This is a genomic window from Colwellia sp. 5_MG-2023 (assembly GCF_030547795.1).
In the GTDB taxonomy this organism is placed as follows: domain Bacteria; phylum Pseudomonadota; class Gammaproteobacteria; order Enterobacterales; family Alteromonadaceae; genus Colwellia.
The window spans coordinates 118,794-142,055 of the sequence record NZ_JAUOPW010000002.1; the positions used below are offsets into that span (position 1 = coordinate 118,794).

Genomic DNA, 23,262 nt, shown 5'->3' on the forward strand with positions numbered 1-23,262 from the left:
CTTTGCAAATTTAACTTTCAATTAAGCGCTATATCCAAGTATTGTCTTAATAGGAAGCAATTTATTGTTTAGCTTACATATTCAGTATTGTACAAAAACAAAAAATTACAATGTAAACCAAAATAGAAAATCAACTAGCGCATTAAGCCATTAACTCTAGCAAGATAATGAGCGCTTAAGTTTGATCTCCTTCAACTAATACGACGTTTTAATGCTTAATTTGCACACCAATTGAGTGTTTACTCGTCATTATGTACAAACACAGTAACAAGCTCATTTGTAACATTAAGTTGCTTAGAGCATTCATAGCGCTTATTCTTAATATTCTGAACCTCATAACAATAGACATTCTTATGTATATTCAAATATCAATGAAATCTATCCAAGCATTTATCGGTAGTATTATGCTGATAACAATCGCTGGATGCGCTCAACCATATAAATCAGAAAATACAGTACCAAACTCACTGCCTAAGCAAGAAAAGTTTAGTGTCATATTTGGAGGAACAGATGTTGGCAAACTATTAGTAAACCGAGATAAAAAAAATATCAATATCGACTTTTCATTTAGCAATAATGGTCGTGGTGCTAGCAGTAAAGAAACACTAACCTTAACAGATATGGGATTACCGACTGACTGGCGCATTACAGGAAAAACGGTTTTTGGTAATGAAGTGAATGAACAGTTTAACTTACAAGGTAATATGGCAAATTGGCTGAGTTCCGCTGAAAAAGGTAGTACCGAGTTTAACGATGCTGCAATATATATTGCACAAAACTCAAGCCCATATTCACTTTTCATATATGCTAAAGCATTACTAAATCAAACAAGTAAATCATTACCCGCACTTCCTTCTGGCAAATTAACCATCACTCCAGTCGACACTGTTAAACTTGGCGATATTAATAACAACATAGCCAATACTGTGATTTATGCCATCAATGGTATTGAACTCGATCCTAGTTATATTGCCCTTGATGAAAACCAACATATGCTTGCTTATTTATCTCCGCGTTTTGTAGTTATTCGTGAAGGGTTTGAAAAACAAAATAAAGTATTAAGTGATTTAGCCACTAGCTTAAACGCAAATCGATTTGAAAAAATAGCTAAAAAAACAACACACCAATATAAAAAACCCGTTCGTATTAATAATGTTAAAATTTTTAACCCTATTAACTTGCAACTCACATCCTCTCAATCAGTGTTAATTCAAAATAACAAAATTATAGCTATTGAGTCATCAATTAATGCAGCTAAAGATGGCGAAGTATTAATTGATGGTAATGGCGGCACATTAATTCCTGGTTTATATGAAATGCATGGTCACATGAGCGATAACGATGCCCTACTTAATGTTATGGCTGGTGTAACATCAGTAAGAGACATGGGGAACGAAATAGAAATACTCGACCCGTTAATTAATAAAATTGAAAACAATACAATCATTGGTCCACGTATTACTAAAAGTGGCTTTATTGAAGGTAAAAGCGAATTTTCAGCAGCTACGGGCGAAATAGCATCAACTGAACAAGAAGCGGTTGATCTTGTAAACATGTATGGTGAAAAAGGCGGATACTTTCAAATAAAAGTATACAGTTCAATTAACGGTGAATGGGTGCCCGCCATGGCAAAAGCCGCTAAAAATCATGGTATGCGTGTTACTGGGCATATTCCAGCATTCTCAACTGTTGATGATATGATTGCCGCAGGTTACGATGAAATTACCCATATCAATCAAGGCATGCTCAGCTGGGTACTAGAGCGGGATGAAGATACTCGAACACTTTATCGCATTACTGGCATGAAACGCTTTGTCGACTTAGATCTCAATAGCAAAAAAGTACAAAAAACCTTAAATACTATGGTCGAAAAAAATATTGCCGTTGATCCTACTATCGTCATTCATGAGTTTGGCCTAACAGCGAGAAATGGTGAAACTCGCATTGGCACTCAAGATTATATCGATAATATGCCTGTCGGCGTTCAAAGAAATGCCAAAATAGCACTATTAAATGTTGCAGATAAAGCAGAAGATATTGCTTACCAACTGGCTTTTGAAAAAATTATTGAAACACTGACCTTAATGCACAAAAAAGGAATTTTCCTAGTACCTGGCACCGATTTAGGTGGTGCTTTTGAGCTGCATAGAGAGCTAGAACTTTTTAAAAAAATAGGTATGTCTAACGCTGAAGTTTTACGCCGAGGCTCGTATGATATGGCTAATTATTTAGGCTATGGCGATCAACTTGGTAGCATTGAAGTAGGAAAGTTAGCCGATTTTTTCTTAGTGCCAGGCAATCCTCTTGCTGACTTACGCGCGATAAAAACAGTATCCATGGTTTCAAAAGATGGTGCTATTTATTTTCCTAGTGAAGTTTACCCTGAGTTTGGTATTAAGCCATTCACCACAATACCAAAGGTTTTTGAAGGTGACGAGTATAATAACTAACTGGAATTTTTATATAACGACAATATTAACCAAATGATGTATTTAACTATTCTCATCATTATAGAGAGCACTGTTGGCTAAGTATCAATGCACCACTTAATGTGGTGCTTAGTAAAACTCTATAATCGCCATAACTCAAATAACATATTTTTATTAAATAAAATCTTCTAAAAACCATGCTGAAAATTCATGCCTTCCTTCAACATTAGCTTTACTATAAAGAATAGAAGCTTGTTGTCGAACTGTTTTTTCTTTGGTATTTCTAACTGCGCTAATCTCTTTAAAACTCAAGCCCTTCAGTAATAACATACCGACTTCTTTTTCACTGGGAGTGAGTGACCACTCGTTGAATTGATTATGAATAACAACACCGTACTCATAACGAGCATTTTTCATTTCATCTGAAATGTTTTTCAGCTTATCGTCGGAAACCATTAATGCTTTTTTTAATGTCGATATATTAGATATTTTTTCATTAATATCTTTAATTAACAGGATTGCGCCAATGCCTGACACTATTACAATCAAGCTTTCTGAAATAATATGCCAACTAGGCGCCCCCATGGAAATATCAAAGAGGACATCAAAAAAATTTAAAACCATAATAGTAATTAACATTATAGTGATGAGTATATTTCTCATAAAAAGCCTAAATATCAGATAGCTAAAAATACAATAGACAAATGTACTATAGCGTTATAAAAAGAAAAAACTAACGAATGCCCAATGATTTATAATCGGATAAAAGAGATACTTAAAGCATAAAATCATTTTGGATATTATAAACAATATATTGAGAGGTTAATATGAATAGTAAACGTGAACCAGTTTTTGTGTGGAGTCGAAATGTTCGCCTTTTTCATTGGGTCAATGTGATCTCCATAACTCTACTCATCGCTGTAGGTTTAATCATTTTTAATGCTAAATCGTTAGGCGTATCTACTGATGGAAAAATATTACTAAAAACAATTCATGTTTATCTTGGTTATGTTTTTGCTATCAACCTTATTTTTAGATTAATTATTGGTTTTATCGGTAAAGCACATGAGCGATGGAGCAAAGTATTACCTTTTAACAAAGGTTTTTCAAAAGAGTTAATTGATTTCAAGCAACATAAACAAGCTGTTTATAAAGGACATAATCCCGCAGGAAAATTGATGGTATTCGCCTTGCTATCATTGATGTTTGTTCAAATGGTTTCAGGTTTAGTTATTGCAGGAACAGATATTTACTACCCTCCATTTGGCAAGTATTTTGCCCAAAGTATCGCTATTGATAAACAAAACATTGAAGCAATACAACCTTATTCAAAAGTGAATATTGATGAAAAAGCCTACACAGAAATGCGGGCTATACGCAGCCCTTTTATTACAGCCCATGTTTATGCATTTTACGGCCTACTATTTCTGATTCCTTTACATATCTTAGGTGTAATCATTGCTGAAAGAAGAGAGAAAACAGCGCTCGTATCTGCCATGGTTACTGGCTATAAATACCTTCCCAAAGAGCATTCAGAAAAATAATTGCTTTTCTGATAGACTTTAAATTCATTGTCTCAATACATAATTGAGGCTTTATACCAAGTCAACAAAGCAGGTACAGTATTTTGAAAAAACATACGTTCACTTTTATTTTTATCGTATCACAGTTAACATTTTTCGCTAATGCTGACGTTCTAAACAAATCAATTCAAAATGAATTGCCGAATTTAGAAAAGATTTATCATCATTTACATCAAACACCTGAACTCTCAAAACATGAAGTAAATACAGCTACTTTTTTAGCAAAAGAATTAAAAAAGTATGGTTATGACGTTACTGAAGGCATTGCTGGAACAGGTTTAGTCGCCATTTTAAAAAATGGCACGGGGCCAACAATAATGCTTAGAGCAGATACTGATGGACTACCTGTGTTAGAAGAAACAGGGCTCCCTTATGCAAGTGTCGCTACTTTTAATGATACAGCAGGTCTATCTATTCCTGTAATGCACGCTTGTGGACATGACATGCATATGACGGTATTGCTAGGTACCGCAAAACAAATGGTACAACATAAAGATCAATGGCAAGGTACTTTAATGCTAATAGCGCAGCCTGGAGAAGAAATAGGCTATGGCGCTAAACAAATGTTGGCTGAAGGTTTATATAAAAAGTTTCCATTGCCTGATTATAATATCGCTATGCATGTTTCCGCTGATTTACCTGCAGGAAAAATCGGTTACATCAAAGGATATGCGATGGCAAATGTTGATTCCGTCGATATATTAATTAAAGGTATTGGTGGCCATGGCGCATATCCTCATAACACAATAGATCCTGTGGTGATGGCTTCAGAAATAGTCATTAAACTTCAAACCATTGTCAGCCGTGAAATATCACCTCTTGAATCTGCCGTAATAACTGTTGGGTCTATTCATGGCGGTACAAAACACAACATTATTGGTAACGAAGTTAAACTGCAATTAACAGTGCGATCTTATTCCGATGAATCTCGTAACTTTTTACTTAAACGTATTGAACAGATAAGCCATGGCATTGCAAAAACAGCGGGAATACCAGATGAACTTCTGCCTAAGGTGATTGTAAAAGAAGAATATACTCCTGCCGTTTATAATCAACCAGAATTCACCCAACAAGTGGTCAATAACCTTGAACAGGTATTAGGTAAAGACAACATTGTTGTAGTTCCTCCTGTTATGGCTGGAGAAGATTTTTCTCGTTATGGACGTACTAAAGAAAAAATACCAAGTACATTATTATGGTTAGGTACGGTAAACCCTACTCAATATAAAGAGGCCAAGAAAAATAATAATGCTTTACCTTCTCTTCATTCTGGCAAGTTTGCACCTGATGCAAAACCAACTATTTTAACTGGTGTTATTGGTATGACAGAAAACGCGACGAAACTGCTGCAAAAGCAATAATAGCGCGATTTAGTTACGGCGATTAAATAACGGTATTAATTCAAACTGATGTTTTACATATCCAAAATATCTATAAAAAGGTGCCAAAAAATTATTTTTTGGCACCTTTTTATTGCTAGCACTATTATCGTTACCTTCACTAAGAAAAAATCAAATGCTCAGGAAAGATTAATACTAATAACAACACTAAAATTTGCATAAGAATAAAAGGAATAACACCTTTATAAATAGTCGTGGTTTTCATCCATTTAGGCGCGACTCCTTTCAAATAGAATAAACTAAAACCAAAAGGCGGTGTTAGGAAGGATGTTTGTAAATTCATCGATATTAAAATCGCAAACCACACTAAGTTAATGTCTAACGCGATAGCCACTGGTAATAAAATTGGCACCACTAAAAAAGCAATTTCGATAAAATCAATAAAAAAGCCTAGGATTAAAATGGCAATCATCGCAAAAGCGATAAAAGTCCATGTTCCACCAGGCAATTCTAAAAAGAAATCTTCAATAAGATACTCACTGCCTGAATAACTAAATACCATCGAAAATGCAGTTGCACCAATTAAAACAGCAAAGACCATTGAGGTTACCTTAACCGTTTCTTTTGACACTTCATGTAACTTAGAAAAAGAAAAGCTTCTATACAATATCGATAATATTATTGCTCCAACAGCACCGATAGCAGCCGATTCAGTAGGTGTCGCTATACCAGCAAAGATTGAACCCAACACAATCAAAATAAGTATCATAGGTGGCACAATATCTTTTAATGCTTGCATCAATAATTCGCGTTTGCTTTCATTTACCTCTATAGGTGGCATAAAATCAGGCTTAAACTGACCTAAAACTAAAATATATACAGTATAAAAAACCACTAATAACATGCCAGGTATTATTGCAGCGCGGAATAAGTCGCCTACCGGCACCCCCATTACATCACCTAGAATAATTAAAATAATAGAAGGAGGAATGATTTGCCCTAACGTACCAGACGCACAAATAACACCAGCAGCAGTTGGTTGATGGTAATTGTTCTTCAACATAACAGGCAAGGAAATAACGCCCATAGCAACTACACTTGCACCAACAACACCAGTTGAAGCGGCCAGTAAAGCACCAACAACAATAGTTGAAACAGCAACACCACCAGGAATACCACCAAACAATTTCGCAGCTGATTCCAATAAGCGTTCAGCTAAGCCAGTTTTTTGTAGCACTATACCCATAAAAATAAACATAGGGACGGCCATTAAAATGGTGTTTTCCATAATGCTCATTATGCGATACGGCATAAATTCAAATAACTCAAACCCTAAAACATAAACACCAACAATTAGAGAAACACCTGCAAACGTAAAAGCAACCGAGTAACCTAAAAATAAACAAATTAGTGCGATACCAAAAAGAACTAAACCCGTCATGAGTCATCTCCTTCTTTATAGGTGACTAGCACAGGTGTAATTAAGGTGCGAACGCTATTCAATGCCATGTAAATAATAGACATAATAAGAAAAACTGATGAAATTGGAATAACAGAACGTACAATCCATCGATAAGGCAGTCCACCAGGATCAGCACTACCTTCATTCATCTGATAGGCGCCTAGCGTATAATCTATGCTGTAATAGAGAATAACTATGGTGATTGGTAAGGCAAGGCATAAACTGCCAAAAAGATTAATAATTGCTTGCTTACGCGCAGACATTCGATCATAAAAAATATCGACTCGCACGTGTGCATCTTCTTTTAAAGTGTAAGCGATACCAAACATAAACATGGCAGCAAACAAGTGCCACTCTAATTCTTGCATACCAATGCTAACGTCATTGAAAAAGTAACGTTTAACCACATCATAAAAAACATTCATAATCATGAGTAACATTAATATGCTACAAAAATTACCAAGTGCATCAATAATTTTACCTATGACTTTTAACGTGAAATTCATCTAATAATTCTCATGATTAATACTCATACAAATTTACAAACTAATGTTGGTAAACCCCAACAAAAAAAGCAGATGACTATACTAAGTAAAGACATCTGCAATATATTTTTAACTATTTACGACTTACTTAGCGTCGAAGTTGTCAAGATAAGCGCGATCAGACAAATTAGTCCATGCCCTTGCTTTATCTTCATACTCCGTTAGAGATTTTAAAATTTCTGCTGTCATAGGATCTTTCGCAGCAAATTCATTTAGCAACTCATTATTTGCTTCCTGAATCGCATTCATGACATCTTTAGGAAAAGAGCGCATTTTTACATTAGGGTAATCTTTTTTAAGTGATGCTAAATTAATTGCACTCTCGTGATATGACTGAATATACATATCATAAGCAGCAGTCTTCATTGCTATTGTTAAGATTTTTTGTAAATCTTTTGGTAATGAATTATAAGCTTTCTCATTTACCATAAACTGCAGTTCAGTTGCAGGCTCATGCCAACCGGTATAGTAATATGGAGCTATTTTATGGAACCCCATACGTAAGTCTAACGAAGGACCTACCCATTCAAGAGCATCAATGGTGTTACGCTCAAGTGCAGTATAAAGCTCACCTGGAGGAATATTGGTTGGTTTGGCGCCTAATTTTGCTAAAACCTCACCGGCAAAACCAGGAATACGCATTTTTAATCCCTTAAGATCTTCAACAGTATTTATTTCTTTTTTAAACCAGCCCCCCATTTGGTTACCAGTATTACCGCCTGGAAAAGATAGAATACCATACTGGTCGTAAACTTTTTTCATTAACTCCATGCCACCACCATGATAGAACCAAGCATATTGTTCTGGTGCTGTCATACCAAAAGGTATTGTAGTGAAAAATAATGTGTTGAAGTTTTTTCCTTTCCAATAGTAAGAGCCAGAATGCGCCATTTGATATTGACCACTTTTAACAAAGTCAAAAACACCTAATGGTGATTTATGTTTGTTAGCTGAGTCAACACGGATAATCAAACGACCATCTGACATTTCCTTTACTATCTTAGCTAAGTTTTTAGTGGTATCACCAAAAACAGGAAAGTTTGGCCCCCAAGTTTCAGCTAATTTCCAACGATAAACCTTACCGTCTGCAGCATTTACTATTCCTGAAACCCCTAACGACAATACAAGCAGTAGTGTTAACAATATTGATTTTTTCATTCCCTTCCCCGAATTAATTAGAATCATTTTTTTATTATTGAATCTATTTAATAGCAACTCGAGTTCAAAAAGTAAACAAGACTTTAGTCTTTAATTATAAAAAACCTATAAATATTCAATACAAATACCAATAAAAATCGCCATGCCAACCCAATGATTATGTAGAAAAGCTTGGAAGCATCGCTCACGCTTACGATCATTAATTAACATCTGTTGATAGCTAAATAAACCTGCGGCAATAATCAGACTTAATTGATAAGGCCAACCAAATGCTAATAACTCACCAACGGTAAACAAAAGCCCTAAAACCAGTAATTGCAAAAAAGCGATAATACGTTTGTCATGTTCACCAAATAAAATAGCAGTCGACTTTACGCCAATCTTTAAGTCATCATCCTTGTCTACCATGGCATACATAGTATCGTATGCAACCGTCCATAAAACATTAGCACTAAAAAGTAGCCATGCAACTAACGGAACCTCTCCTTGCGCCTCGGAAAAAGCCATAATCATTCCCCAACTAAAAGCAGCACCTAAAACAACTTGTGGTAACTGGGTATATCGCTTCATAAATGGATATGAAGAAGCTAACAACAACGCCACTATTGATAAATAAATTGTTGGTAAACTTAAAGTTAATACTAAGCCTAAAGCAATACCAATAAGCAGGCCAAACAAACTTATCGCTTCTTCTTTGCTAATTAACCCTGTAATTAAAGGTCTATTTTTAGTTCGTTCAACCTTACCATCAATTTTCATATCAGCAATATCATTAATGACGCAACCGGCACTACGCATAACAAATACACCAAGACTAAAAACAAGTAACAAATAGAAGTTAGGCCAACCATCACTAGCAATCCATAACGCCCAATAAGTTGGCCATAGTAATAAATAAGTACCAATAGGCTTATCCATACGGGTAATTAATTTGATTGCTTGCCACTTTTGTTTTGATCTACTAAACATAGTTATCTCCTGGCTTGTCTATTTGTTGGTAAGCGAATGCGCCAGGTAAAAATACCTCTGATACCATCAAAGGTTTATTTTCTAAAATAAATATTGAACGTCGCCCCCAAAGATTGTTTGCCGATATTAAAGGTTGTCTCGCTCCTGGTAACTTATTAGCTAACTGACTAACGGTACTAGTGGCATCAAACTCTGCAACTTCAATGGTTTTCCTTTTCAGAGAAGGGTTATTAAACATAACTTGTCCTAATGACTTTGTTCCTAAGTTAGCTAAGGCCTGTTCCGCCCCCGTTAAACTCGACAATGGTAGTAAACTTCGCGCAAAAACTTGAGGTTTATCATCACAATAAAGTAAAACTTCTCGCACTAACACTTCTTCTCCAGCAAGAATAAGGTCGACCGCTTCACTTTCTTGGCACTTTTCAACTTTCTGACCTAGAAGCTCCACTCTAAACTGATGACAATGGGACTTGAGACGTAAAGTGAGTGAAGCAGGATCAAGCAACCAACTTTTTAAATTTTCATCAATGAAGCTATCATTAGCATCATGCCAAAAACTCGACAAGGTAACAGGAAAAAACGATTTAAAATTCATAAACTAAAAACCAAATTAAACTAAATTAATCTAAAAGTGAAAGCCCGATTGATAATACCATTGTTTTTGCCCGAACTCATTTTACCTTGAAAGTAAAAGATTAAAAAAAAATGACTTTTTTCAGGAAAAAATTTAATTTCAGGTTATGATAAGTAATGTCTCTAATTTTCTACTGATGTACTCTAAGAAGTAAACATTATGCTTAAATATTTGTTGATTGGAACTTGTTTGTTAATGCCTTTAAGCACTAAGGCAGTGGATTATGCCTATTTCGGCTTTGAACCAGACATAGTCACCAATTATATCCCTCTAAAGAAAAAAATGGGTTACGTACGCCTAACTGTTGAGTTAATGGTACCTAGCCAAAATATAGAAATTGTTGAGCATCATTCTGCATTATTACGCGATGCCATTATTGATATTATCGGCAAACAGCCTGAAGAAAAAATAAAATCGATTAAAGGCCGTGCTGAGATACTGCTGAAATGCGAAGAAAAAGTAAAAGAGTTATTAACACAAGAAACAGGTCAACCGTTAATTAAAAAGCTTTTATTCACGCAATGGTTAGATAATTAGGCGAGTTAAGCTAACCCAATTTAATAAATACCCTTAGTTCTACAAACAAAAAAGCCAAAGTTCACACTTTGGCTTTTGTCTGTTTAGATAATAATACCTAATAAAACAACCTGTTTTTAGCGACTAACAGGAACTTGTTTAGTTGCTGAAACTTTCGCTTCTATGCGACGGTTTTTCGCATGTGCTGCTTTATCATCACCTGAATCAAGCAAGTTTTCTTCACCGTAACCTACAGCAGATAAACGATCACTATCAATATTAAATTGATTAACTAATACGTCAACAATTGCATCAGCACGTTGCTGTGAGATTTTTTTGTTATACGCAGCACTACCTACTTTTGAAGTGTGGCCTTCAATTACTAAAGAAACTTCAGGGTAAGTCGTTAGGAAATCAGACATTTTTTTAATTTCTGATAAATACTCTGCTTTAACAGTAGACTTATTATTGTCAAAATTAACTAATAAGCTCATTCTGCTTGTTTCTTCAGTAAAGATAGTACAACCGTATTGATCTACTTTATCAGTAGTAGGAGTGCTTGGACAACGATCATTGTTATCTGTCACGCCATCATTGTCTGTGTCTGAAGCAACAATTGGAGCAACAGCTGCAGTCGTTGATGCCTTTTTATTTCTTACAGGTGTTGATTTATTATCACTACCAAAGAAATAAATAACACCTAAACGAGCACTACCTTCTTGATGGTGATCTGAAAATTCATAATGGCCTTTACCTTCAAGATAAACCGCTGTATTTTCACTAAGGTAGTGACGGTAACCAACACCTAAATTTACAGATTCTTTTGCTTGACCGATATCTAAATAGCCTAATCCGCCTACAACATAAAAGCTTTCTTTTTCTGGGAAGTACAAAGCAGAAATATCAGCTACATAAGGCTTATCATAAAAACTATTATCTTTATCAATATTAATTTGGCTAAAAGATAATCGAGCTTCTACAGACTCAGTAAAACGGTAACCAATCTCAGCACCAAAACCAGCACCGTGACCTTTAGTCGCATACGGGTCTGACGCTTTTAATGGATCAGAAAGTTTACGGCCATCATCAGTATCAATATAAAGTAAATGCGCACCACCATAAAACTTACCAACAAGATCTTCCGCTAGTGGAGTTTTATCTGCTGCAAATGCATTTGTTAGAAGAAGAGGAGAAGAGAGAAGTACTGCTTTTAAGCCTTGTAACTTATTCATAATTTAATTTCCATGTTAAATGTAGCGTGTATAATAATTCGGCGCATTTTAACAGTTTTTTTAAGGAATGCACACTAATTCTTAACAAATTTAACACTGTAAACCGCTAGCAAACACCCTGAAATAAGCCCTAATAAATGCGCTGTATTAGCGACATTCACTGGTAATATGTCAAGAAAGCCTAAAACTAGCCAAAACAATAAGAAACCAATAATAGGTTTAGATAACGACAGTCCTCTCTCTGGTGCTAAATAACCATACCACCACACAAAACCTACTAACGCATAAACAACACCAGACAAACCACCAAAATTGGCACCTGAAACAACAAATTGTCCTAAATTAGAAAAAATAGCAGAAACTAATAACAAATTAATTAACGTTCCTTTGCCTAATTCTTTTTCAATACTACCACCCAGTTGCCACCACCACATAGTATTGAACACTATGTGCAATAATGAAAAGTGGAAAAATGCTGGGCCAATAATACGCCAAGGCTCTGTAATAAAAGCATCTAATGATAATTTAGGGTAAAACTGCAGTAGGGTAAAAAGATCGCGCGCCCAGCCTAAATTGCTCCCTAAATAAACAAACCAACAAAGAATGAATACTACTAAGGTCACAACGCCGGCATGCGCAAGAAAACTTTCTCGAAAGCTCTTTAGCAGGGTCAAATCACCACTTTTTACACTAACAGTTTCACCATGATGCCAAGCAGCCTGCTGATATTTTTGATCAAAAGGCTTTTTAATAAAGTTCTCAAATTCAATGTGCGCTTGCTCTTTTTTATCTTGCTGACAATATACGGTATAGCCTTGCTTACTCTCACCAGTATCCGTAATAACCGTTTCGGCAACCACTTTAGCATCAATGCCTAATGTGACTAAATAATTAGCAAACAGTAAAGCAACATTATGTTGTTCTAACTGAACTAAAGCCTTTAAGCTTTGATCTTCAAGCATTGATTAACCCTTAGCGAGCGATATTATCGGGATATTGTAATTGCCACTGCGTAAAGCCACCATCAAGAGAATATACATCGGTAAAATCTTGGCTCAACAAAAATTGTGCAGCTTGTTGACTAGAATGTCCGTGATAACAACATACAACAACAGGTGCATCAAGATCAGCATCTCGGACAAAATCAGCTAAATTTTCATTCGTTAAATGAAGTGCATCTGTTATCCGACCATTTGAAAATGATGTTTCGTCTCGTATATCTACCACAACATGGCTTTTACTCTCTAATACCGCATGTAATTCATCAACTTGCATATGTTTAAAACTTGATTGATTATCTGTCACTAGAACTCCCAATTTAAAATAACTTTACCTGATTTACCAGAACGCATCACATCAAACCCTTTTTGAAAATCATCAATCGCATAATGATGGGTAATAATAGGCGATAAGTCTAAACCAGATTGTATAAGACTAGCCATTTTATACCAAGTTTCAAACATTTCACGACCATAAATTCCTTTAATCGTTAAACCTTTAAAAATTATTTGGCTCCAATCAATCGCCATGTCTTTGCCTGGAATGCCTAGCATGGCGATTTTACCACCATTATTCATATTGTCTAACATACTTGTAAATGCTGATGGTACACCTGACATTTCTAATCCAACATCAAAACCTTCTGTCATACCTAAGTCATTCATCACATCTTTTAAGTTTTCTTTAGATACATTAACAGCACGTGTAACGCCCATTTTTTCAGCCAGTTCTAAACGATATTCATTAATATCAGTAATAACGACATGACGCGCACCAACATGCTTAGCAACAGCCGCAGCCATGATACCAATAGGGCCAGCGCCGGTAATTAAGACATCTTCACCAACTAAATCAAATGATAAGGCGGTATGTACAGCGTTACCGAAAGGGTCAAAAATAGCAGCTAAATCGTCAGAAATTTCATCTGGTAATTTAAAGGCGTTATAAGCAGGAATCACTAAATATTCCGCAAAAGAGCCTGCACGATTAACACCAACACCCACAGTATTACGACATAAGTGTGTGCGTCCACCTCGGCAGTTTCGACAATGGCCACAAGTAATATGCCCCTCTCCTGAAACACGATCACCTAACGCAAAACCTTTTACTTCTTGCCCAATGCCAACGACCTCACCCGCATATTCATGACCAACAACCATAGGTACAGGAATAGTGCCTTGCGCCCACTCATCCCAATTATAGATATGAATGTCGGTACCACAAATAGCAGTTTTTTTAATTTTAATTAACAGATCATTATGCCCCATTTCAGGCTTATCTGTGTCTGTTAGCCAAATTCCTTGCTCTGCTTTGGATTTTGATAATGATTTCATAATTTTTATTCCTTAACTAATCACATTCATTTCTTTACCAATACGAGTAAAGGCTGAAATAGCTTGATCTAGTTGCGCTTTAGTGTGCGCCGCTGAAATTTGCGTACGAATACGTGCTTGGCCTTTTGGCACAACAGGGAAAGAAAAACCAATCACATATATACCCTCTGCGAGTAGTCTATTTGCCATTTCACTAGCTACCGCTGCATCACCTAACATTACCGGGACAATAGCATGATCGGCACCTGCACAAGTAAAGCCCGCAGCTTCCATATTGCTGCGAAAATATGCCGTATTTTCTTTTAGCGTTTTGCGCAACTCACCACCTTGTGCCAATAATTGCAAGACCTGTATAGACGCATTAACAATGGCAGGAGCCAAAGAGTTTGAAAATAAGTAGGGACGTGAACGTTGACGTAGCCATTCAATCACTTCTTTTTTCGCTGAAGTATAGCCGCCTGAAGCACCGCCCATCGCTTTACCTAATGTACCGGTGATAATATCAACACGACCCATTACCTCACAATACTCATGACTACCTCGACCATTTTCACCAACAAAACCAACAGCATGTGAATCATCAACCATCACCATAGCATTGTATTTGTCTGCTAAATCACAAATACCCTTAAGGTTAGCGATAACACCATCCATAGAAAAAACACCGTCTGTAGCAATTAATTTAAAACGTGCGCCAGCCGCATCAGCTTCAATTAAACTTTGCTCTAATGCCGCCATATCATTATTGGCATAACGAAAACGTTTTGCTTTACATAAACGCACACCATCAATAATTGAGGCATGATTAAGCGCATCACTAATAATGGCATCTTCTGAACCTAATAATGTTTCAAACAACCCAGCATTAGCATCAAAACAAGAAGAATATAGAATAGTATCTTCCATGCCTAAAAATTCGCTAATACCCTGCTCTAATGTTTTATGAATATCTTGTGTACCACAAATAAAACGTACTGAGGCCATACCAAAACCGTGTTCATCTAACCCTGCTTTTGCAGCCGCAATAAGGTTAGCATTGTTCGCCAAACCTAAATAATTATTGGCACAGAAATTAATAACCTCTTCACCGGTATTAACAGCTATTTGAGCCTGTTGTGCAGTAGTAATTATACGCTCTGCTTTGTACAAACCTTCCGCTTTAACTTGTGTAATTTGTTCTTGAATATGGTTACAAAAAGTTGTCGAATTATCTTTAGACATACGAAAAACCCTACATTGATAGATAAATTATGAATGTGTTAATTGTACGCACTTACGCTAACTTATACAGAGTCACCCACTGAACAATATTTTGTAAAAAAGAGAGGCAATGTAAAATTATAATTACGACGTACTATCCGCTAACATTAAATTTAAACCGGTAAATACAAAATAATTTTTTTTGTTTTGTAAACTTACACTTTTCATATTCATCAGTATTTAAGTGAACTTATTTAAGTAAACTTAGGTATAATAAAACATAAATTTACTGCCGTTCAATTTATGTAGAACAATTTATGTTTGCGTTACTAATCTATCGAATCTTACTACTATTACTAACGCCTATTATATTATTGGCTCTCTTAATTCGCTCCTTTAGTAACTCACAATATCGCCAACGTTTAAGTGAGCGTTTCGGTTTCACCTCTAGCGCTATATTATTGAACAAACAAAACACTAAAGGGATTGTCGTTCATGCAGCTAGCGTTGGAGAAGTAATCGCGATAACTCCTTTTGTAGAGCTATTATTACAGCAATATCCAACGTACCCTATTACCATCACTACTTTTACCCCTACCGGCTCTGCACAAGTAAAAAAACATTTTGGCTCACGCGTGCAACATACTTTTCTACCGCTTGATATTTTGCCTTGCACCTCATTATTTTTAAATCGCTTACAACCACAATTAATGATTTTTATGGAAACAGAATTATGGCCTAATTTAATCAGTCAATGCGCCAACAAAAGAATAAAACTCTTGCTAATTAATGGGCGATTATCTGCCAACTCAATGAAAAGTTATCAAAAAATTAGTACGCTGATCACCCCAACGTTAAACCATTTTGATAAAATATTGTGCCAAAGCCATGACAATTTAGATAACTTCCTGCAATTAGGAGCAGAGAGTGACCGATGCCAAGTATCTGGCAATCTCAAATTTGATATTAGCCTTAATGCAACAACTGAAGATAAACAAAGAACCCTAGCACAATTTCTACCGCCACATAGACCCATTTGGTTAGTGGCAAGTACACATCAAGGTGATGAAGAAATAGCATTGGCCGCATATAACGTAATCCAAGAAAAATTTCCTCAACTTCTATTGGTACTTGTACCAAGGCATCCAGAACGCTTTAGTTCAGTCGCCAAACTTTGCATTAATCAAGGTTACTCACTCGCTAAACGCAGTGAAAATGAACAAGTGACAAATCATAATATATGGCTACTCGATACCTTGGGGGAGTTAATGGCTGCTTATGCTCTTGCAGATATTGTTACTATGGGTGGCAGTTTTAGTGATATTGGAGGACATAACCCATTAGAGCCAGCGTTATTCAAAAAACCCATTATTGTGGGTAACGACATGAAAAATTTCACTGATATTTTACTACAATTACAAAAAAATAACGGAATTATACAATTACCTATTCTAGAAAATAAAAATCAACAAGCATTAGCGCAAGCCGTCATACATCTACTAAATAATACACAAGCAGCTCAACTACTCGGATCACAAGCACATAAGGTAGTACTTAATAATCAAGGAGCGAGTACACGAACGTTAGCTCAAGTGAAGGAATTAGTAATATGAGTAACATGATACAATTAGCACCTTTTAAAGACGGAAATACGTACTGTCTTTTTAATCGAAATGAAATTGAAGATTTCACTCCAGAAATGCTTACCGCTGAATATTGGCAAGAAAACAATGCCATTACCGGATCAGCGCAAGGTCGAGGCACAACTTGGTTTATTCAATATCAATCCAGCATACAAGACAAGCAATGGGTTTTGCGTCATTATTATCGTGGTGGCTTAATTGGTAAAATAGTTAATGATAGTTACTTCTTCACCGCTCTAAAACATACCCGTGCAGATCGAGAGTTTTCTTTATTAGCTCATATGCAAACATTAGCATTGCCTGCACCCAAACCGATTGCTTACCGGGTGATACGCCAAGGTTTACTTTATCGCGCAGATTTACTGAGCAGTCGCATTGAAAACGCCCAAGATTTGGTGGCCATTTTAACCCAAAAAGTAATAAGTGATGATTTATGGTTTAATATTGGCGAAACGATTCGTCGTTTTCACTCACAAGGTATTTATCACCACGACTTAAATGCGCACAATATTTTAATTGATAATAATAATAAAGCTTGGTTAATCGATTTTGATCAAGGTGAGCTAAAAGCAGTTAGCACCCGTTGGCAACAGAATAATATGCAGCGGTTACTGCGCTCTTTCCGCAAAGAGCAAAAAAAACTTTCTAATTTTTACTGGCAAGAAAGTCATTGGGATGCATTATTAGCAGGTTATAATCAATAAGCCTGCTCTATAACTTTATTGATTTTTTTTCTAAAATTAATATCCGTAATCAGGGTATTAATTTTATCAAGTCGAGCCATTTTAATGATATCTTGGGTGTAATAAAATTCTACTTTCCCCATCACCTCAAAGCTTAATTCTTTATATTCTGATATATTTCTTAACCCACCAAATGCCACTAAATCAGCTAAACGACAGGCAATATAACACAAAGAAACCTGCTGTAATTCTTCACTAGATATAGCTATATCAGCGGTATTATTAGCTAAAGGTAATAAGCTATAAGCTATACCTTTTTCAATAGATTGCGGTAATTGCCATTGTTGAGCTAAACGTTTACCTAATACCGCGCTATTAACACCAATAACATGCTGAAAAACCTTAGTACGCTCAAATAAACCATAATTCTTTAAGTAAACATCAGCCATCGCTGGGCGATAAGACAAAATGGCGAGGTCACCTAAATAAGAGAGTAAACAATGTGTTGATAGCTCTGCTGAATTTTCCACATTCATTTCTGTTGCTAGAATCAAACCAAAGGCACTAGCCAAATAGCTTGCAGTCCATAGTTTTTTATACGCGGCATTCTGCGCTTTATCAGTTAAATGCGAATCTTGCTGCACAGCGAGTTGTGTTGCGATATTTTTAACTTGTGTAATACCTAAAAAAATAATAGCGTGATTAATATTAGTAATAGGTTGACGCAAAGAAAATAATGGTGAATTAACAGCATTCAAAATTTTAGCAGTCATTTCGGCATCGGTTTTTATTAAGTCAAACAGTTCACTTGGCTCAAATCCACCTTGAATCAATGGCAATAATAATGGGTGTGGCTTCCGAAATGATTCCGTAATATTTTTAGCTGTATGCTGTTGCTCGGCCGTAAGTTCTTCAGCAAACAATAATTCGAATTCTAGAAACTCCTCTGGTAGTTCAAATTCAAGCTTTGTTGCAACGTTAGTTATTCCCTCTAGGCTATGCTCTTGATCATCTTGCCTAGAAGGTAACAAAGGTTTACGGTTAATATTATTTTTGGTCACACTCCCTCTATTTTTAGGAGTGCGACGAGGATTATTTAAGCGCCAAATAAAATAAGATAATAGCCCTAAGATACTGATTGAAATTACTGTTTCCAAAGACATTTGAATATCCTATTCTAGTCGTTAGCATTATAAATCTAACATACTGTCTTTATAATGTAACCAAGGCATCTTTGCAACGCTGTTGATACATATCTCTCGCTTTTATTAACTCAGGCATTGCTGCTTCTGTAGTATAAGGTTTTAAAATAACTAATATTTTAAGCACGCCTTGATAGAATACCGAGTCATTTATTTCATTAACCATATTTTGTGTTTGATAAAAGCTTAACCAAAATGTATTAATAATACGTAAAATACTGACTATGTCGGTTAAATCATCATCATTAAAATCAACAATACCAGCATCTTTTAAAGACATTAGTAACTGACTTACCCGTTCAGCGATTGAATGTTGAACCTCAACATATTTTTCTCGTAAACTTGGATTTTTATCTAACAATACGGGTAAATTGCTATAGAAGAATCTAAACTTCATCATCATTTGAAATACCGCATCCATATAAAGAATGATGGCATCAAGTGGTTTTACCTCATTACTCACTTTGGGAATAGTATCAAGCAGTAAATTACTTGCATATTCCTCATAAATAGACAAAATAATGTCTTCTTTATTCCGAAAATGATAATACAAATTACCAGGGCTAATACCTAAATGTGCTGCAATATGATTTGTGGTGACATTTCGCTCTCCGTGCTTATTAAATAATATAATGCTTGCCTGAATTATCTTATCGCGGGTTTTCATAGAGGCTACTTCTTCCTTCTAATTTAAGGTAATTTAAATAGTTTTACATATCTATCATACTATCAAAATACATTGAACTTGAAACCTTTTTGAGTAAATACTTTAACTTATAGACGATCTAAATCAAGGTTCAGATTACGTATTAAGTAACAACTTGATCTATGTAAATAGTTAAAGAACTTAAGAGACGACGCATTAATGGAGAGAGTATTGTTCTGTAGAATATTCTCTAATACCCTACTTGCATACAGCGCCTATATCAAACCCCATAACGACTATTGATTAGTTTTATAATATTTAAACGGTTAATGCTTGTAAGAAACTTAACTAAACCATTACAATGCCTAGTATTCACCAATAAATGAAACTTAAAACATGAGCATAAAAGCAATTTACCCTGGCACATTCGATCCCGTTACAAATGGGCATTCAGACTTGATTTTACGTGCTAGCCTGTTATTTGGTGAGGTGATTATTGGTGTTGCTTCAAGCCCAAGTAAAAAGCCACGCTTTACACTTGAACAACGTGTTGAAATGATACAACAAATAACTAAAGACTTAGACAATGTTACCGTTGTTGGCTTTAGTGGTTTATTGGTCGACTTTGCTAAGCACCATCAAGCAAAAGTTTTAATTCGTGGCTTACGTGCAGTATCAGATTTTGAATATGAATTCCAATTAGCAAATATGAATCGCCGTTTATCACCTGATTTAGAAAGTGTCTTTTTAACACCTTCAGAAGGTAACTCTTTTATTTCATCAACATTAGTAAAAGAAGTCGTTTTACATAAAGGGGATGTCAGCCAATTTGTTCACCCTATTGTTCAAGATGCATTAAAAAAAGCCATCTTAAACTGATCTGACTTTTCACACTATTATGCTCTTAGGTATGTTTGGCTGATAATTAGGGCAATATACTGAGATTCTATTTGACTGCCTAGTTTCTAACAATGTTGCTTTACTAACAACCTTGTTTTGCAATAAAGGCTAATGAATGTTGATTAAAGCTATCTGGCTGCTCCACATTACAAACATGTCCACATTGTTGGATAGTATGTAGCAAACTATTTTTATGGCGCTTTACCATCTCTTTGACAGGCCCTAAAAACATATGATCCTCTTTGCCCATAATATAAAGAATAGGTATATCGATCTCTTTTTCCTTAAAGTAACGCATCAAAGGGTTTACATCCATAGCCAGTTTAAACCATCTAATAAATTCTTTTTGACACAATAATTTAGCTTCACGCACAAATAACAGACGAGATTCTTTATGACGCTTTTTTGGCATCATAATAAACGCAAACAAACGATACAACCACATATACGGCAAACAATGTTTAAAGATATTTCCTAAGTAAACTAGTGTATTGCTGCGGGTATTAAAGCGAGTAATAGCCCCTCCTAACACCATACTTGATACATATTCAGGTGCGATTTCTGCAATATTACGAATAATAATGGTACCTAATGAGATACCAACAAAATGTGCACAAACGATATTGTTATGATCTAATACATCAATAATATCTTCAGATACTTTATTAAAAGAGTAATTACTGTCGACAAAAGTTTGTACTAAATGGGTAGATTTTCCATGGCCACGAAGATCGAGTAAAAGAACATTATAGTCTTTCTGATAAACTCTAAGTTGACGAAACCAAATTGCCGAACTTCCGCCGGCACCATGGACAAAAACAACCCATATTTTACTGGTTTTATGTGGAATAATACGATGAAAAAGAATTGATTTACTCATTCTTACAATCACATACCTTATTATGACGCGCTTAATTGTCGTCAGTATAACTAACTTTTTAAGAAATCTCTTAATAAGTTCTGTTTTCAAAGACCTTGCAATAAACAAATTATTATAAACTTGGTTATGCTAAAACGATCCGCCATTAACCGTTCAAGACTAACTCATAAAGCCGTAAGATGTACTAATCAACTACAGTCTAGTCTTGCTGACAATTAGGACAATATACCGAGCTTCTATTTGACTGCCTAACTTCTAACAATGTTTCTTTACAAGTTAAACAAGCTTCTCCTGCTCGGCCATAAACAAATAATGATTGAGCAAAATATCCAGGTCGGCCATCAGCTTGAGTAAAATCTTTTAAGGTAGTACCCCCTTGCTCAATCGCAGCAGCAAGCACTTGCTTTATAATATCGGTTAACCGATTATAACGCTGTCGGCTAATACTTCCTGCTAGCGCTGTAGGTAAAATACCCGCTAAAAATAACGCTTCATTAGCATAAATATTACCAACGCCCACCACTACATGATTATTCATTAAAAAAGTTTTAATGGGTACTTTTCTCTTTTTAGCTTTATTAAATAAATAATCGTGACCAAAATCATCGGTGAGTGGCTCTGGCCCTAGCTTACTTAATAGCCCCTGAGAATCATAATGCTCATCAAACCACAAAACGGCGCCAAAACGCCGAGGATCATTTAAGCGTAATACGACCCCATTGGCAAACACCAGATCGAAGTGATCGTGCTTAGCAACAGGTACCTCTTTATCAATCACACGAAGTGTACCTGACATACCCAAATGTAAAAGTAGACTTCCCGTGTCAAAACGCAGTAATAAATACTTAGCACGTCGGTCAACACTTTTAACATTTAATCCTATAAGTTTTTGTAAATCATCAGGAATAGGCCATCGTAACTTCGCATTACGAACAACCACCTTAGACACTTCATTATTTATAATGTGCGGACTAATCCCTAAACGGCACACTTCTACTTCAGGTAATTCAGGCATATACTCTCATGATACTTAGGCTACCTCAAAACAGAGGTATAAGTTGATGCTTCATGGTAGCAGGTAAAGCTAACCATATTTTCTTCTGTTGATTATACACTAACAGCTGCTCTACTAAAGGATACAACCTGAATAACTGCTCCTGCTCAACTCCTGCGATACCAATGCTTATTTCAATACTTTCTTGCCCCTCAATAACAATATCTGACGCTTGCATTAAGCCGCTACCTTGCTGCCATGCAAACATCATTTGGTCTATTTGCTGATTAGTTAAATCGACTAAAACCCCTTGGCTATTTGTTTTCCAAGCTCTAGCAACACGCTCAAATACTACTGATGTATTATTGGGAAAGGCAATAGACAACGTTAATATCACGCTATGCTCAGGTAATATTAATTCATCATTAGTGTCTGTCTCTGGGAATAGTCGATTATTGGTGGTGTTAATGATTAAAATAATAATCATTACTGAAAATATAATGACATTATTCCATGCCGTTTTAGAAAGTTTCATTACTCATACATTGGTAAAATAAAGATGACTGACATCATACTGAAATAATAACCATAAAAGAACATTAGGACTATTTTTATATGCGGAGGATAAATTAAACAGGGCTACTATTGAGGCTAACCTTAATGACTATTTCATTAATTACGGGCATAAAAAAACCCAGTTAAACTGGGTTTTTTATTTTAACAAAGTAAAAATTAATTACTTAATTTTAGCTTCTTTATAGATTACGTGCTTACGAGCTTTTGGATCAAATTTTTTGATTTCCATTTTCTCTGGCATAGTCTTTTTATTCTTATCAGTAGTATAAAAATGACCTGTACCGGCACTAGAAACTAAACGAATCTTATCACGCATAATATTCTCCTAGAAAAGTTT

Annotated in this window: 24 protein-coding genes; 7 read left to right on the plus strand and 17 right to left on the minus strand. The window is 35.5% G+C overall.

Translation table 11 applies throughout. The features are described 5' to 3' along the window. The first annotated feature begins 353 nt into the window (after window positions 1-353). Window positions 354-2,450: an amidohydrolase family protein gene (locus Q4496_RS02090; protein ID WP_215971818.1), complete on the plus strand. Its 2,097-nt coding sequence runs from the start codon at window positions 354-356 to the stop codon at window positions 2,448-2,450. Between the two features lie 153 nt (window positions 2,451-2,603). On the opposite strand, the gene Q4496_RS02095 is transcribed toward Q4496_RS02090, so the two are convergent. Continuing rightward, entirely contained in the window at window positions 2,604-3,092 is a 489-nt protein-coding gene (locus tag Q4496_RS02095; RefSeq protein ID WP_215971817.1) for a LuxR C-terminal-related transcriptional regulator, read from the minus strand. A 164-nt stretch (window positions 3,093-3,256) separates the two neighbouring features. Here Q4496_RS02095 and Q4496_RS02100 point away from each other — a divergent pair, with 164 nt between their 5' ends. Then, window positions 3,257-3,973, plus strand: a complete 717-nt coding sequence (locus Q4496_RS02100) for a cytochrome b/b6 domain-containing protein (protein WP_215971816.1) — start codon at window positions 3,257-3,259, stop codon at window positions 3,971-3,973. Between the two features lie 83 nt (window positions 3,974-4,056). Next, window positions 4,057-5,373, plus strand: coding sequence for a M20 family metallopeptidase (locus Q4496_RS02105; protein ID WP_303609855.1), 1,317 nt, complete (start codon window positions 4,057-4,059; stop codon window positions 5,371-5,373). Window positions 5,374-5,512: 139 nt separating this feature from the next. Here the strand turns inward: Q4496_RS02105 and Q4496_RS02110 are convergent, their stop codons facing one another. The 5 genes from Q4496_RS02110 to Q4496_RS02130 all read right to left on the minus strand — a co-directional run bounded on the left by Q4496_RS02110 (window position 5,513) and on the right by Q4496_RS02130 (window position 10,081). After that, the gene (locus Q4496_RS02110) at window positions 5,513-6,793 is read right to left on the minus strand and encodes a TRAP transporter large permease subunit (protein WP_303609856.1); all 1,281 of its coding nucleotides are present in this window, start codon (window positions 6,791-6,793) and stop codon (window positions 5,513-5,515) included. After that, window positions 6,790-7,320 (minus strand): TRAP transporter small permease subunit, encoded by a 531-nt coding sequence (locus Q4496_RS02115; protein WP_215971813.1) that lies wholly within the window; start codon window positions 7,318-7,320, stop codon window positions 6,790-6,792. Before Q4496_RS02115 ends, Q4496_RS02110 begins: the two co-directional genes overlap by 4 nt. Window positions 7,321-7,443: 123 nt before the next feature. Continuing rightward, complete coding sequence (locus Q4496_RS02120) at window positions 7,444-8,517, minus strand: TRAP transporter substrate-binding protein (RefSeq protein WP_215971812.1); 1,074 nt, start codon at window positions 8,515-8,517, stop codon at window positions 7,444-7,446. Window positions 8,518-8,622: 105 nt separating this feature from the next. After that, a complete protein-coding gene (gene ubiA / locus Q4496_RS02125; RefSeq protein ID WP_215971811.1) occupies window positions 8,623-9,486 on the minus strand; it encodes a 4-hydroxybenzoate octaprenyltransferase in 864 nt (287 codons plus the stop codon). Beyond that, the gene (locus tag Q4496_RS02130; protein WP_215971810.1) at window positions 9,479-10,081 is read right to left on the minus strand and encodes a chorismate lyase; all 603 of its coding nucleotides are present in this window, start codon (window positions 10,079-10,081) and stop codon (window positions 9,479-9,481) included. The genes ubiA and Q4496_RS02130 overlap by 8 nt, the downstream gene beginning before the upstream one ends. Window positions 10,082-10,279: 198 nt before the next feature. Between Q4496_RS02130 and Q4496_RS02135 the strand changes: the two genes are divergently transcribed. Then, window positions 10,280-10,657 (plus strand): flagellar basal body-associated FliL family protein, encoded by a 378-nt coding sequence (locus Q4496_RS02135; protein ID WP_215971809.1) that lies wholly within the window; start codon window positions 10,280-10,282, stop codon window positions 10,655-10,657. A 116-nt stretch (window positions 10,658-10,773) separates the two neighbouring features. Here Q4496_RS02135 and Q4496_RS02140 read toward each other — a convergent pair whose 3' ends face one another. The 5 genes from Q4496_RS02140 to Q4496_RS02160 all read right to left on the minus strand — a co-directional run bounded on the left by Q4496_RS02140 (window position 10,774) and on the right by Q4496_RS02160 (window position 15,422). After that, on the minus strand, window positions 10,774-11,868 hold the full coding sequence (locus Q4496_RS02140; protein WP_215971808.1) for an OmpA family protein: 1,095 nt from the start codon (window positions 11,866-11,868) through the stop codon (window positions 10,774-10,776). Between the two features lie 74 nt (window positions 11,869-11,942). Beyond that, entirely contained in the window at window positions 11,943-12,830 is an 888-nt protein-coding gene (gene glpG / locus Q4496_RS02145) for a rhomboid family intramembrane serine protease GlpG (RefSeq protein ID WP_303609857.1), read from the minus strand. A gap of 10 nt (window positions 12,831-12,840) precedes the next feature. Then, the gene (glpE, locus tag Q4496_RS02150) at window positions 12,841-13,173 is read right to left on the minus strand and encodes a thiosulfate sulfurtransferase GlpE (protein WP_303495277.1); all 333 of its coding nucleotides are present in this window, start codon (window positions 13,171-13,173) and stop codon (window positions 12,841-12,843) included. Beyond that, complete coding sequence (gene tdh, locus Q4496_RS02155; protein ID WP_215971806.1) at window positions 13,173-14,201, minus strand: L-threonine 3-dehydrogenase; 1,029 nt, start codon at window positions 14,199-14,201, stop codon at window positions 13,173-13,175. The genes glpE and tdh overlap by 1 nt, the downstream gene beginning before the upstream one ends. A gap of 12 nt (window positions 14,202-14,213) precedes the next feature. Continuing rightward, on the minus strand, window positions 14,214-15,422 hold the full coding sequence (locus Q4496_RS02160) for a glycine C-acetyltransferase (RefSeq protein ID WP_303609858.1): 1,209 nt from the start codon (window positions 15,420-15,422) through the stop codon (window positions 14,214-14,216). 296 nt (window positions 15,423-15,718) lie between these two features. Here Q4496_RS02160 and waaA point away from each other — a divergent pair, with 296 nt between their 5' ends. Further along, window positions 15,719-17,014: a lipid IV(A) 3-deoxy-D-manno-octulosonic acid transferase gene (waaA, locus tag Q4496_RS02165; protein ID WP_303609859.1), complete on the plus strand. Its 1,296-nt coding sequence runs from the start codon at window positions 15,719-15,721 to the stop codon at window positions 17,012-17,014. Next, on the plus strand, window positions 17,011-17,748 hold the full coding sequence (locus Q4496_RS02170; protein WP_303609860.1) for a 3-deoxy-D-manno-octulosonic acid kinase: 738 nt from the start codon (window positions 17,011-17,013) through the stop codon (window positions 17,746-17,748). The genes waaA and Q4496_RS02170 overlap by 4 nt, the downstream gene beginning before the upstream one ends. Here Q4496_RS02170 and Q4496_RS02175 read toward each other — a convergent pair. Continuing rightward, window positions 17,742-18,890 (minus strand): HDOD domain-containing protein, encoded by a 1,149-nt coding sequence (locus Q4496_RS02175; protein WP_303609861.1) that lies wholly within the window; start codon window positions 18,888-18,890, stop codon window positions 17,742-17,744. The two genes, Q4496_RS02170 and Q4496_RS02175, sit on opposite strands and share 7 nt — an antisense overlap. 49 nt (window positions 18,891-18,939) lie before the next feature. After that, window positions 18,940-19,596 (minus strand): TetR/AcrR family transcriptional regulator, encoded by a 657-nt coding sequence (locus Q4496_RS02180; RefSeq protein ID WP_215971802.1) that lies wholly within the window; start codon window positions 19,594-19,596, stop codon window positions 18,940-18,942. A 375-nt stretch (window positions 19,597-19,971) separates the two neighbouring features. Between Q4496_RS02180 and coaD the strand changes: the two genes are divergently transcribed. Then, window positions 19,972-20,454: a pantetheine-phosphate adenylyltransferase gene (coaD, locus tag Q4496_RS02185; RefSeq protein ID WP_215971801.1), complete on the plus strand. Its 483-nt coding sequence runs from the start codon at window positions 19,972-19,974 to the stop codon at window positions 20,452-20,454. Window positions 20,455-20,557: 103 nt separating this feature from the next. On the opposite strand, the gene Q4496_RS02190 is transcribed toward coaD, so the two are convergent. The 4 genes from Q4496_RS02190 to rpmG all read right to left on the minus strand — a co-directional run bounded on the left by Q4496_RS02190 (window position 20,558) and on the right by rpmG (window position 23,241). Further along, window positions 20,558-21,355 carry an alpha/beta fold hydrolase gene (locus Q4496_RS02190; RefSeq protein ID WP_215971800.1) on the minus strand — a complete coding sequence of 266 codons (798 nt, stop codon included), beginning with the start codon at window positions 21,353-21,355 and terminating at the stop codon, window positions 20,558-20,560. Window positions 21,356-21,554: 199 nt separating this feature from the next. Next, window positions 21,555-22,370 (minus strand): bifunctional DNA-formamidopyrimidine glycosylase/DNA-(apurinic or apyrimidinic site) lyase, encoded by an 816-nt coding sequence (mutM, locus tag Q4496_RS02195; RefSeq protein WP_215971799.1) that lies wholly within the window; start codon window positions 22,368-22,370, stop codon window positions 21,555-21,557. 25 nt (window positions 22,371-22,395) lie between these two features. After that, entirely contained in the window at window positions 22,396-22,884 is a 489-nt protein-coding gene (locus Q4496_RS02200; RefSeq protein ID WP_215971798.1) for a hypothetical protein, read from the minus strand. Between the two features lie 201 nt (window positions 22,885-23,085). Continuing rightward, entirely contained in the window at window positions 23,086-23,241 is a 156-nt protein-coding gene (gene rpmG / locus Q4496_RS02205; protein WP_033078277.1) for a 50S ribosomal protein L33, read from the minus strand. Window positions 23,242-23,262: the final 21 nt, after the last annotated feature.

Excerpts from the sequence above, each read along its gene's own strand:
- Q4496_RS02095 (WP_215971817.1), bottom strand. The coding sequence starts at position 3,092 with ATGAGAAATATACTCATCACTATAATGTTAATTACTATTATGGTTTTA.
- Q4496_RS02180 (WP_215971802.1), bottom strand. The coding sequence starts at position 19,596 with ATGAAAACCCGCGATAAGATAATTCAGGCAAGCATTATATTATTTAAT.
- mutM (WP_215971799.1), bottom strand. The coding sequence starts at position 22,370 with ATGCCTGAATTACCTGAAGTAGAAGTGTGCCGTTTAGGGATTAGTCCG.
- coaD (WP_215971801.1), top strand. The coding sequence starts at position 19,972 with ATGAGCATAAAAGCAATTTACCCTGGCACATTCGATCCCGTTACAAAT.
- Q4496_RS02120 (WP_215971812.1), bottom strand. The coding sequence starts at position 8,517 with ATGAAAAAATCAATATTGTTAACACTACTGCTTGTATTGTCGTTAGGG.
- Q4496_RS02140 (WP_215971808.1), bottom strand. The coding sequence starts at position 11,868 with ATGAATAAGTTACAAGGCTTAAAAGCAGTACTTCTCTCTTCTCCTCTT.
- Q4496_RS02115 (WP_215971813.1), bottom strand. The coding sequence starts at position 7,320 with ATGAATTTCACGTTAAAAGTCATAGGTAAAATTATTGATGCACTTGGT.
- Q4496_RS02100 (WP_215971816.1), top strand. The coding sequence starts at position 3,257 with ATGAATAGTAAACGTGAACCAGTTTTTGTGTGGAGTCGAAATGTTCGC.
- tdh (WP_215971806.1), bottom strand. The coding sequence starts at position 14,201 with ATGAAATCATTATCAAAATCCAAAGCAGAGCAAGGAATTTGGCTAACA.
- Q4496_RS02090 (WP_215971818.1), top strand. The coding sequence starts at position 354 with ATGTATATTCAAATATCAATGAAATCTATCCAAGCATTTATCGGTAGT.
- Q4496_RS02110 (WP_303609856.1), bottom strand. The coding sequence starts at position 6,793 with ATGACGGGTTTAGTTCTTTTTGGTATCGCACTAATTTGTTTATTTTTA.
- glpG (WP_303609857.1), bottom strand. The coding sequence starts at position 12,830 with ATGCTTGAAGATCAAAGCTTAAAGGCTTTAGTTCAGTTAGAACAACAT.
- Q4496_RS02160 (WP_303609858.1), bottom strand. The coding sequence starts at position 15,422 with ATGTCTAAAGATAATTCGACAACTTTTTGTAACCATATTCAAGAACAA.
- ubiA (WP_215971811.1), bottom strand. The coding sequence starts at position 9,486 with ATGTTTAGTAGATCAAAACAAAAGTGGCAAGCAATCAAATTAATTACC.
- Q4496_RS02190 (WP_215971800.1), bottom strand. The coding sequence starts at position 21,355 with ATGAGTAAATCAATTCTTTTTCATCGTATTATTCCACATAAAACCAGT.
- Q4496_RS02175 (WP_303609861.1), bottom strand. The coding sequence starts at position 18,890 with ATGTCTTTGGAAACAGTAATTTCAATCAGTATCTTAGGGCTATTATCT.
- Q4496_RS02135 (WP_215971809.1), top strand. The coding sequence starts at position 10,280 with ATGCTTAAATATTTGTTGATTGGAACTTGTTTGTTAATGCCTTTAAGC.
- Q4496_RS02170 (WP_303609860.1), top strand. The coding sequence starts at position 17,011 with ATGAGTAACATGATACAATTAGCACCTTTTAAAGACGGAAATACGTAC.
- rpmG (WP_033078277.1), bottom strand. The coding sequence starts at position 23,241 with ATGCGTGATAAGATTCGTTTAGTTTCTAGTGCCGGTACAGGTCATTTT.
- Q4496_RS02130 (WP_215971810.1), bottom strand. The coding sequence starts at position 10,081 with ATGAATTTTAAATCGTTTTTTCCTGTTACCTTGTCGAGTTTTTGGCAT.
- Q4496_RS02200 (WP_215971798.1), bottom strand. The coding sequence starts at position 22,884 with ATGAAACTTTCTAAAACGGCATGGAATAATGTCATTATATTTTCAGTA.
- waaA (WP_303609859.1), top strand. The coding sequence starts at position 15,719 with ATGTTTGCGTTACTAATCTATCGAATCTTACTACTATTACTAACGCCT.